The sequence below is a fragment of the Aeromonas sp. ZOR0002 genome, from assembly GCF_963866995.1.
GTDB lineage: Bacteria > Pseudomonadota > Gammaproteobacteria > Enterobacterales > Aeromonadaceae > Aeromonas > Aeromonas caviae.
Genome location: NZ_CAWMFQ010000185.1, coordinates 16,512 through 27,472, shown reverse-complemented (window position 1 = coordinate 27,472; position 10,961 = coordinate 16,512). Strand labels below are relative to the sequence as shown.

Here is a 10,961-nt window from a genome sequence, read left to right as displayed (position 1 = left end):
GCCGATGATGAACGTGCCCGCTTCCGGCTTGAGGCGCAGCTCGATGAGCCGGGACTTGGGATCGGCGCTCGCCGCTCGCTGGTAATAGATGGCGTGGCTGCTGAGCTGCTCCCCTTCCACCCGCAACCGGGTCTGGGTGGCCAGTTGCCGGGCCCAGGCAATGGGCGCACGCAACCGGATGTCCGGCTGGTCCGGATTGACCAGCTCAAGCGCCTGTTCGCCCGCATCCACATGCTCCCCCGGCTGGATGAAGTGTTCATTCACCACTCCGTCAAACGGGGCAAAGATGCGGCTTCTGCGCAGCTGCTCCTCAATCTGGCGCACCTGCACCCGCGCCAGCTGCTCGGCCAGCTCAGCCTGCTCCACGTCATAGCGCGCCTTGTCATACTGGCTCTGGGAGGCACTCTTTTGCTGGTGCAAACGATCCAGGCGCTGGAACTCGGCGCGAGCGTAACGCAGATTGCTCCCCTCTCTGGCTTGTTCCGCCCTCGCCTGCTCCAGCGAGAGGCGCAGGGTCGCGCTGTCCAGGCGCAGCAACTCGTCCCCCGCCTTCACCCGGCTGCCAAACTCGGCTATCCACTCCACCCGACCGCTCACTTCGGCGCTGAGCGCCGCCTGCTGGCGGCTCGCCACCGTGCCGCTGACCCAGATGCTGGCCCCCGCCTCTCCCTGGGCCACCTCCGCCAGCGTCACCATCTTGCTTTGTGCAAACGCAGGCAGCCCGCCAGCCAGCAGCAGAGCCCCCACCACTATCCTTGTGAAACCTTGTGTCATCGATGAGCTCCTTGCTCAGGCACGCTGCCGAAGGGCGTGCGGTATGTCGGTCTGCTCCCCCAACCGCAGAAAGGCGGGCAACAGGATCAGGGTGAAGAGGGTGCTGCAACTCATGCCGCCGACGATGACGGTGGCCAGCCCCCGGTAGATTTCGCTCCCCTCGCTCGGACTCAACATCAGAGGCAGCATGCCGAAGATGCTGGTGAGGCTGGTCATGGCGATGGGACGCATCCGGCTTTGCAGAGCATCGGTGACTGCCGACTGTCGGCTCATCCCCTCCCGCTCGGCCATCCTGGTCTGGTGCACCAGCAGAATGGCGTTGTTGACCACCAACCCGAGCAGGATGACGAAGCCGATGATGGTGAGCAAGTCCATCGGCAGCGGCGCCACCAGTCCGCTCAGGTGCAGCGCCAGCACGCCGCCTACGGTGGCGAGCGGCAAGGTGAGCAGCACCAGCACGGCATCCTTGAGGGAAGCGAAGACCCCCCACAGCAGAATGAGCAGTATCATCACGGCGAACAGGAAGATGCTGCCGAGGTTGCCGAGCGCCTGCTGCAGGCTGTCGGCATTGCCGGCGACCCGCAGCTCCCCCCCGGCCGGCAGCAACGGCCGGATGGCGGCAAAGCTCTTGTGCTGCAGGGTGTCGAGCACCTGCTCCATGCTCATCCCCGCCGGGGGCGAAATCTGCAGACTGATGCTGCGCCGCCCATCGGATCGGAAGATGCTCTCAGGCCCGAGTTGTGGCTCCACCCGCAGCAGTTCCCCAAGGGGAACGATGCGCCCGGACGGGGTAGCAAGCGGCACCGCCTTGAGCTCGTCCGGGTTGGCGGAGGCCTGCCCCATCAGCAGGATGTCGAGCCGCTCATCCCCGTCGAAATATTCGCCGACCCGCAGACCATCGCCGAAGGTCTGGATGATGGCGGGCATGGGGGAGCGATCCCAGCCCACCTCGGCCAGGCGCCTGTCCTGGGGCACCAGCCGAAGCTCGGGAGCGGTGAAATCGAGTCCGGGCTCTGGCCTGACCTGGGCGCCGGGCAAGTCCCGCTGCACTATGGTCATGCTCTCCCGGGCCGCCTGATAGAGTTCGGGCAGCCCACCCCCCTGGATCAGCAGGGAGATGCTGTTTTCACTGTCAAAACCGCCAAACAGGGACCCCTGACCGCCAAACACCCGGGTGTCGGGAATGCCCACCAGCAATTGCTTCATCAAGAGCAGCTCCAGCACCTTGATCTGGTTATCCTCCTTTGGCCGCACCCCGATTTGGGCACCGCCCGGGTAGCGCAGGATGTAGTAGTTCTTGAGGACAGGCTCCTTCTCCCCTTTCATATAGGGGTCGAGGCGGGCAATCAGGGTATCGATCACCTCCTCCCGCTGGGCCTTGAGATTGACCCCGGGGGTGAAACTCATCCAGACGTCGATGGCGTCCCGCTTCACATCCGGCAGGTAGTTCATCTTGGGCAACATCAACCAGCTCACCAGCACAGGCCCCGTCATCATCAGGACGATGATGGCCCAGCGCCTGGGGGCGGTGGCCGTCCAGCGGATCACATGGCGGGTGACGCGGCACCACAGGCGCTCAAAGGGATCAATCAGCCGCTCGTGCCCCATCCAGCGCGCCGCCACCGCAGGCAACACAGTCACCGCCACCACCATGGAGACGGTCACCGCGCAGGCGATGGTGAGCGCAAGATCGGCAAACAACTGCCCTTCCACGTCGTTGAGCAGGAGCACCGGCAGGAAGATGGCGACCGTGGTCAGGGTGGACGCCACCAGAGCTGTCCACACCCGGCGGGTGCCCTCCAGCGCCGCCTCTCCCTTGCTGATGTCACCCCGCTCATGGCGCCGGTAGATGCTCTCCAGCACCACGATGGCGGCGTCGAGCACCATGCCGACCGCAAACGCAATGCCCGCCAGGGAGATGATATTGAGGGTCCGCCCCATCACCTTGAGCAGGCAGAAGGTGAGCATGATGCTGATGGGGATGGCGATCGCGATCATCAGGGTCGCCTTGAGCTGGCGCAGAAAGACCCAGAGGATGGCGCAGGAGAGCAGCACCCCGAGCCCCAGGTTGGCGGTCACCATGCTCACCGCCCGGTTGATATAGAGGGAAGCGTCAAACGACTGCTCCATGTGCAGGCCGACCGGCTCCAGCACCTCCCGGTTGAGCTCCCCGACCTTGGCCTTGATCCCCTCGAGCGCCGCCAGGGCATTGGCGCCGCTCTCCTTGAAGATCTGCGCCGCGATGGCGGTGTTGCCGTTCTGGATGCGCAGCACCGGGTTCTCCTCCCGGGCCACTCTGATCTCGGCCACGTCCCGCAGATAGATGGGCAGGCCGTCACGCCAGTCCACCACCTTGTCCCCCAGGGCCGCCACGTCATAGCGACCGGCAAAGCGCAGCTTGTACTCCCAGCGTCCGATGTCGAGGGTCCCGGCCGACACATCCCAGCCCGTCGTTGCCCGGCTGGCGAGCACCGGGATCTCCACCCCCAGCTCGGCGGCGCGGTAAGGGTCGAAGCGGATCTGGATCTGGCGCTCGTTGATCCCCTCAATGTCGACCGTGGACACCCCGGGGATCCGCTCCAGCTCGGGCTTGACCCGCGCCTCGATCAGCGCCTGGTGATCGTCTATCTCCCCCTTGGCGCCGGGCAGTTGCTGGATGAAGAAGAAGGTCAGGGTGTCGTTGCTGCTGTAGTTGTTGACGTAAGGACCACCGATGTTGTCCGGCAGCCCCGAGACCCGGTTCAGGCGGGAGATGACGTCAAGCTGGGCCCGCTGCATGTCGGTGCCGAGAGCAAACTCCATGTCGATTTCGGTGAAGCCGGGGTAGCTGTTGCTGCTGAGACTCTTGAGCCCCTGTACCCCCTGCATCTCCTGCTCGATGGGATCGGTTATCTCCGACTCCATCTCCTGGGGCGAGGCCGAGCGCCAGTCCACCGTGATATTGAGGTGAGGACGGTCTATGTCGGGGAACAGCTGGACGGGCAGTCCCCGGATGCTGAGCAGGCCCAGCAAAAAAATCAGCACGACCGAGACCGCCACCCAGATGGGGCGTTCGATCGCCGTTTTGGCGAGGTTCATTCACTCTTCCTGAGTTGTTGTTATCGGCCATTCCGATGGCCTTGCTTCCTGCCCCAAGGGTGGGGGCCATTGCATTAAACTGGAATTAATCGACCTTGTAAATGCCTGGTTAAACAACAAAAAACCGGCCACTAGGGCCGGTTGTCGGTTTACGCTCGGGGTCAGGCTGCATGCTCGACCGTGTTCGGTTGAGACAATCCTTCCAGCTCGCCAGGAGCGAAGTTGTCCACCTGGATAGCCTCGTAGCGCAGGGCATCGGCGGCCAGCAGCTTGTCCGCCTCCTCCTTGCCGAGGATGGACTGGGACAGGGCCGCAGCCACCAGCTCCGGCAGCGCCAGCTTGCGGGGCAGTCTGCCCTCTTTCTGGGCCTGCACCAGCTTCTTCTCGATGGGCTGCACCGAGACCATGGCCTGGAAGGCACGCTCCATCAGCCCCACCGGATCCGCCTCGTCCTTGCCTACATAACAGAGCGCGGTCAGACGATCCCGGAACTCGCCCGGCGTCATCATGGCCAGGCAGATGGCATGGCAGCGATCGTCCGCCGGCATCTTGTAACCGACGCCGAACGGGAACACCACCCGCTTGAGTACGGCACCCACCACCTTGTTCGGGAAGTTCTGGAAGAAGCCCTCGAACGCCTTGCCAATCAGGTAGAGGTTGCGCTCCACCGCATACTGCACGAACGGCAGGTCAGAGACCATGCGGCCCTGATCCTCGTAATGCTTGAGGGTGGCGGAGGCCAGGTAGAGGTGGCTCAGCACGTCACCCAGACGGGCGGAGATCATCTCCTTGCGCTTGAGATCGCCACCCAGCATCAGCATGGAGACGTCGGCGCACAGGGCCAGCCCCTTGCTCATGCGGGAGAGTTGCTTGTAGTAGCGGGCGGTTTCGCCAGCTACCGGCGCGCTGTTGAACTGGCCCAGGGTCAGCCCCTGGAACAGGGCACCGAAGAAGTTGCCGGTACCGAAGGCGATGTGTTTCATCAACAGGGCGTCAAACTTCTCGAGACCGCGCTCCACATCGGGGTCGGCCGCCGCTTCCAGCTCGGCAAACACATACGGATGGCAGCGGGTGGCCCCTTGGCCGAAGATCATCAGGTTGCGGGTCAGGATGTTGGCCCCTTCCACCGTGATGGCCACTGGAATGCCCATGTAGGCGTAGCCGGTGTAGTTTTTCGGGCCCAGCTGGATGGCGCGACCGGCGTGGATGTCCATGGAGTCATCCATCACCTGGCGTGCCATCTCGGTCATGTGGTACTTGGAAATCGCGGTGACGATGGCCGGTGCCTGACCCAAATCCAGGGAACCTGCGGTCATGCGACGAGCGCCTTCGAGCTGATAGGTGAGGCCGCCAATGCGGGCCAGCGCTTCCTGCACCCCTTCAAACTTGCCGATGGACATGCCGAACTGCTTGCGCACATAGGAGTAGGCGCCCACGGTGCGGCTCGCCATGTGACCGCAGGCGGTGCCAAGGGCAGGCAGCGAGATGCCGCGACCGGCGGAGAGGCACTCCACCAGCATGCGCCAGCCGCGGCCGGCGTAATCCGGGCCACCGATGATCCAGTCGAGCGGAATGAACACATCCTTGCCGAAGGTCGGGCCGTTCAGGAACGCCAACCCCATGGGGTAGTGGCGATCGCCGACGCGCACGCCAGGGTGACTGGTCGGGATCAGCGCACAGGTGATGCCGATCTCTTCCTTGTCACCCAGCAGTTTTTCCGGGTCATAGAGCTTGAACGCCAGCCCCAGCACGGTGGCACGCGGCGCCAGGGTGATGTAGCGCTTGTTCCAGTTCAGGCGAATGCCCAGCACCTCTTCCCCCTTGTGCATCCCCTTGCAGACGATCCCCTTGTCCGGGATGGCGCCCGCATCGGAGCCCGCTTCCGGCCCGGTCAGGGCGAAGCAGGGCACCTCCTTGCCGTTGGCCAGCCCCGGCAGCCAGAAATCTTTCTGGGCCTGGGTGCCGTAGTGCATCAGCAGCTCGCCCGGGCCGAGGGAGTTGGGCACCATGACGGTGACCGCGACACTCAGGCTCTTGGTGGCGATACGGGTGACGATGGTGGAGTTGGCGATGGCCGAGAACTCGCGGCCGCCGTAGGATTTCGGGATGATCAGGGAGAAGAAGCCTTCTTTCTTCAGATAGTCCCACACCGGCTCCGGCAGGTCCTTGGTCTCGTTGACGATCTTGAAGTCGTCCACCATGGCGAGCAGGGTTTCGACCTGGTTGTCGATAAAGGCCTGCTCTTCTGCGCTCAGTTCGGCCTTGCCGTAGCCGTGCAGTTTCTTCCAGTCCGGGTTGCCGCGAAACAGCTCCCCGTCCCACCAGACGGAGCCGGCCTCCATGGCCTCCCGCTCGGTGGCCGACAGGGGCGGCAGTATCTTCTTGAAGATGCCGAACACGGGGCGGGTCACCACCTTTTTACGGATGGCGGGGACACCGAGCACCACGGCTATCGCCAGCACCAGCAGGACAAGCAATGTGATCATACCGAAGTTCCTTCTATTTCACTGTTTCCGTTGATTATTGTTAGGTGTTACACGGCCAGGGAGAGCCTGGTCGACTCCACGGGCGCCCCGACACCGGACGCCAGATAAGGAATAACGTTGCGCACCAGCCCTTCCACATCGAGCTGCTGGCCAAAATCGGCCTGGGCGATGTCACGCAGGGCATCGGCCGAGGCCATGGTGAAGACGACGGTGCCCAGGGTGAAGTGCAGGCGCCAGAACAGATCCGCTGGCGACAAATCCGGATTGGCCTTGGAGATGGCCTGGGTGATCCCGTGCAGGGTCGCCCCATAATGGGTGGTTATAAAGCGGCGCAGGTGGCCCTGACTGTCGATATAGCCGCGCCCCAGCAACTGCATGAAGAGCGCCGGGCCATTCGCCCTGACGGCCGACAGTTTCATCAGGGGTTCGACAAAGCTCTCGAACACCTGCAACAGGGTCAGCTGATCCTGCGCCATCAACGTCTGCAACCGCCCGTCCAGTGCCGGCATGAAGAGGCTCAGATAACGGTCGAGCACCGCCTGGATAAGCTCCTTCTTGGAGCCGAAGTGATAATTGACCGAAGCCAGGTTCACATCGGCCTCGCTGGTGATCAGACGCAACGAGGTATCGGCGAACCCCCGCTCGGCAAACAGCACCTCGGCGGCGTCGAGAATACGGTTCTTGGTATCGATTTTACTCACTGGACACCTCACTTAAACGAATGTTTAAAAAGTACGTTTCACGCCCACCCATGTCAAGAGAATGTGAACAAGTGTTGGCTAAATGTTTTTAATCAAAAAAGAGGGAAGATGGCGGGAACTTCGCGGCGAGACGGCACTCTATATCTATGCCACTGCAATTAAACATTAAGTCTCGCCCAACCTGCGTCATGCTAGTTGGGCATTTTTTTGGCCTGCCGTCACCCGATGCGCCGACAGAGAACCAAAAAAAACCGTCGCAGGGGCGACGGCGGGGAAAACGGGTCTGACCATCCAGTGTCGACCCATCGATGGGTGTTCAGGCTTGCATCGATGTCGCCATCCTCGCAGTGAAACGTCATCAGACTTTGTCAGCACAGACCCAAATTGTGACAAAGTATGGCAACCAGCCACATGGCCCGGCTTCGCCAATCTTGCTATGCTGTCGCCTCATGCCAGAGGGGAGAGAAGATGAAGTATACGGTCGATACCCACACGCACACCGTCGCCAGCACCCACGCCTACAGCACCATTCACGATTACCTGCCCATCGCCAAAGCCAAGGGGATCAAGCTGTTCGCCACCACGGACCATGGCCCGGACATGGCAGATGCCCCGCATTACTGGCATTTCGTCAATCTGCACGTGTTGCCCAGAGTCGTGGACGGGGTCGGCATCCTGCGCGGCATAGAAGCCAACATCAAGAACATTGACGGTGAAATAGACTTCCCCGAGCGCTACGAATCGCGGCTCGACATGATCATGGCGGGCTTTCACGAACCGGTGTTCCCCCCCTGCGATCAGGCGACCCACACCCAGGCCATGATCAACGCCATTCGAAGCGGTCGGGTCGACATGATAAGCCACCCCGGCAATCCCGCCTTCCCCATCGATATTCAGGCGGTGGTCAAGGCAGCGGCAGAGTATCGAGTGGCGCTGGAGGTCAACAACTCCTCGTTCAGTCACTCCCGTGCAGGCAGTGAAAGCAACTGCCGCGCCATCGTCGAGGCGGCGCGCGATCTGGGTGCCTACCTCACTTTCGGCTCCGACTCTCACGTGGCATTCAGCCTCGGCGACTTTGATCACTGCCATCGGCTGGTCACCGAAGCCAACTTCCCACATGAGCGGATCCTGGCCCGCTCCCCCCGCGCCCTGCTCGATTTTCTCGAGAGCCGCGGCCGTGCTCACATCCCGGAGTTCGTTGACCTCTGATATGCCTTAACATCATGAGCCAACTCATAAAATCGAGTTGGCTCAATTGACTTGTCCGGCTTTTTTCACGACTCTGAACATCAAGCCGCCGGTATAGCTCAGTTGGTAGAGCAGCGCATTCGTAATGCGAAGGTCGTAGGTTCGACTCCTATTACCGGCACCAGACAGACGAAGGGTTGGCCTCAGTGCGAGGCCAACCCTTCGTGCTTTTTGTCCCGGGTCTCTGGCCAAGACGCCGAAGTGACTGCGCCAGAACACCCTCCCCCTCCAGGACACCGCCATCCGCGACGGTCCTGTTCATCTTTCAGAGCCTGACGCACCAACCTGGCCCCACCGACAGAGAGGGCTGCCAGGCAGCCACGTCTCGGCTGCACCTGGGCAAGCATCGTTATCCAGAGGCGCCTCAGCGCTGGGCATAGATCTGGTCGAACACCCCGCCCTCCTTGAAGTGAGTGCGCTGGATCACAGGCCACGCGCCGAAGGTCTTCACCACGTCGAGGAAGGTGGCGTTCGGGAAACGGTCTGCAAACTCGGCGAGGATCGCCGGGTTGCGCGGGCGTAGATAGTTGCTGGCAGCGATGCGTTGGCCTTCGTCGGACCAGAGATAGGCCAGATAGGCTTCGGCCTCCTTGCGGGTACCCTGCTTGTCGACCACCTTGTCCACCACTGACACCGGCAGCTCGGCCACGGCGGTGACGCTCGGATAGACCACCTCGAAGCTGCCACGACCGAACTCCCGGGCAATCATCTCGGCTTCGTTTTCGAACGTGACCAGCACGTCCCCTATGCGGTTCTGGATGAAGGTGGTGGTGGCGGCGCGGCCGCCGGTGTCGAGCACGGGAACCTGCTTGAACAGCTTCCCGACAAATGCCCTGGCCGCATCTTCATCGCCCCCCTGCTCCAGCACATACCCCCAGGCAGACAGATAGGTGTAGCGGCCGTTCCCCGAGGTCTTGGGGTTGGGCACGATGACCTGTACCCCCTCCTTGAGCAGATCAGGCCAATCCTTCAACCCCTTGGGGTTGCCCTTTCGCACGATGAACACGGTGGCCGAGGTGAAGGGGGCGCTGTGATCCGGCAGGCGATCCGCCCACCCCTTGGGCACCAGGCCCCCATGCTCGGCGAGGGCGTTGATGTCGGTGGCCATGTTCATAGTGATGACATCGGCGGGCAGGCCGTCGATGACGGCGCGCGCCTGCTTGCTCGATCCGCCGTGGGACATGTTGATCTGCAGTGGCTCCCCGCCTTCGGCCTGCCAGTGCTTCAGGAAGGCTCCGTTGTACTCCTTGTAAAAATCGCGCATCACGTCATAGGAGGCGTTGAGCAGGGTGGTCGCCTGGGCCAGCGGGGCGAGAGCCAGTCCTGCAACAAGCAGGGTGGCGGGCACGAGTCGTTTCATTTCACATCCTTGGAATGAGGGGCGAGTGACTGACTATAAGAGCCGACCATTTATTCTTTGAAAGAATAATTACTGCTCAGCTTATGCGATAAATGGCATCTCCTGGGTCCGGCGCAACGGATGACGGCGATGAGGTGGTCACCTCCAGGCGGGCCATGATGGCTGCCGAGGACGGCGCCCATGAGCCTGGGGCTCCTCCTGCCCGCTCCCTGCCCCGGGCAGGGAGCGCCGTTGTCACCAGCCTCGATTTGGCTTCTCGACATGACAGATAAAAAACGGGGCGAACCTAGTGGTTCGCCCCTGATGCTTTTTACGTCAACCCCGACGGGTCAACCCTGTTTGTCTGATGCCGGCTCTGCGTCCTTCGGCGCCTGCCAGCCGCCACCGACGGCCTTGTAGAGGGCGACCTGGTTACTCAGCTGGGCGAGCCGGGTGCTGATGAGCCCCTGCTTGGCGCTGAACAGGGAGCGCTGGGCATCCAGCCTCGTCAGGTAGCTGTCCACCCCTTGCTCGTAACGCACCTCCGCCAGCCTGAAGTAGGTCTGGTTGGCATCCACCAGCGCCTGTTACGCCTGCAACTGCTGCGCGTAGTCCGCCTGGGCACCGAGGGTGTCCGCGACCTCCTTGAAGGCGGTCTGGATGCTCTTCTCGTAGCTGGCCACCGCCTGCCTGGTCCCCACCTCGGCCACGTCCAGATCCGCAACGCGCTTGCCGCCGTCGAAGATGGGCAGATTGATCTGGGGCATGAAGGTCCAAGTGCCGGTGCCGCCGTCAAACAGACCGCTCAGCTGGTTGCTGGCGGTGCCCGCCGTCGCGGTGAGCGAGATGGTCGGGAAGAACGCTGCGCGGGCCGCCCCTATGTTGGCGTTGGCCGCCTTCAGGTTGTGCTCCGCCGCCAGGATGTCCGGGCGTTGTTGCAACAAGCTGGAGGGAGCCCCCACCGGGATCGGCGCCAGTTTCACCTCGGCCAGGGTAGCCGGTTGTGCCGCCAGCACCGGGATATCGGTGCCAAGCAGCAGGGCCAGACCGTTTCTGTCCTGCTTCACCAGACGCTGGTATTGCGCCTGGCTGACCTTGGCGTTTTCCAGTGCCGTGCGCCCCTGGGCCAGCTCCATCTCGGAGGCGGCGCCCAGGCGGTATTTGTGCTCGGTCAGGGCATAGCTCTCCTGCTCGGTGGCGAGGGTCGCCTGGCTCAGGGCCAGCAACTCCTGATCCGCCAGCAGGGTGAAGTAGGCATTGGCCACCGAGGCCACCAGCGCAATCTGGGTGCTGCGCTGGGTCTCGATTTGCGCCAGATAGGTCTCAAGGGCCTGA

Annotated in this window: 6 protein-coding genes, 1 tRNA gene and 1 pseudogene; 2 read left to right on the top strand and 6 right to left on the bottom strand. The window is 62.6% G+C overall.

Annotation, left to right across the window (positions count from 1 at the left end; genetic code table 11):
* The 4 genes from AACR77_RS11280 to AACR77_RS11265 all read right to left on the bottom strand — a co-directional run.
* Window positions 1-774 (bottom strand): efflux RND transporter periplasmic adaptor subunit (locus AACR77_RS11280; protein WP_042881505.1); only part of this gene is annotated, 774 nt, incomplete at its 3' end.
* 15 nt (window positions 775-789) lie between these two features.
* Window positions 790-3,852: an efflux RND transporter permease subunit gene (locus tag AACR77_RS11275; protein WP_042881500.1), complete on the bottom strand. Its 3,063-nt coding sequence runs from the start codon at window positions 3,850-3,852 to the stop codon at window positions 790-792.
* Window positions 3,853-4,013: 161 nt separating this feature from the next.
* A complete protein-coding gene (locus tag AACR77_RS11270) occupies window positions 4,014-6,338 on the bottom strand; it encodes an acyl-CoA dehydrogenase (protein ID WP_042881498.1) in 2,325 nt (774 codons plus the stop codon).
* A 47-nt stretch (window positions 6,339-6,385) separates the two neighbouring features.
* Window positions 6,386-7,039, bottom strand: coding sequence for a TetR/AcrR family transcriptional regulator (locus AACR77_RS11265; protein WP_005324182.1), 654 nt, complete (start codon window positions 7,037-7,039; stop codon window positions 6,386-6,388).
* A gap of 468 nt (window positions 7,040-7,507) precedes the next feature.
* Between AACR77_RS11265 and AACR77_RS11260 the strand changes: the two genes are divergently transcribed.
* Together AACR77_RS11260 and AACR77_RS11255 are read left to right on the top strand one after the other, a co-directional pair.
* A complete protein-coding gene (locus tag AACR77_RS11260) occupies window positions 7,508-8,248 on the top strand; it encodes a phosphatase (protein WP_005324180.1) in 741 nt (246 codons plus the stop codon).
* 87 nt (window positions 8,249-8,335) lie between these two features.
* Window positions 8,336-8,411, top strand: a tRNA-Thr gene (locus AACR77_RS11255).
* A 240-nt stretch (window positions 8,412-8,651) separates the two neighbouring features.
* Here AACR77_RS11255 and AACR77_RS11250 read toward each other — a convergent pair.
* Both AACR77_RS11250 and AACR77_RS11245 read right to left on the bottom strand, forming a co-directional pair.
* Entirely contained in the window at window positions 8,652-9,647 is a 996-nt protein-coding gene (locus AACR77_RS11250; protein ID WP_042881496.1) for a sulfate ABC transporter substrate-binding protein, read from the bottom strand.
* Window positions 9,648-9,976: 329 nt separating this feature from the next.
* Window positions 9,977-10,961 (bottom strand): annotated as a pseudogene (locus AACR77_RS11245) (efflux transporter outer membrane subunit); the annotation flags it as partial.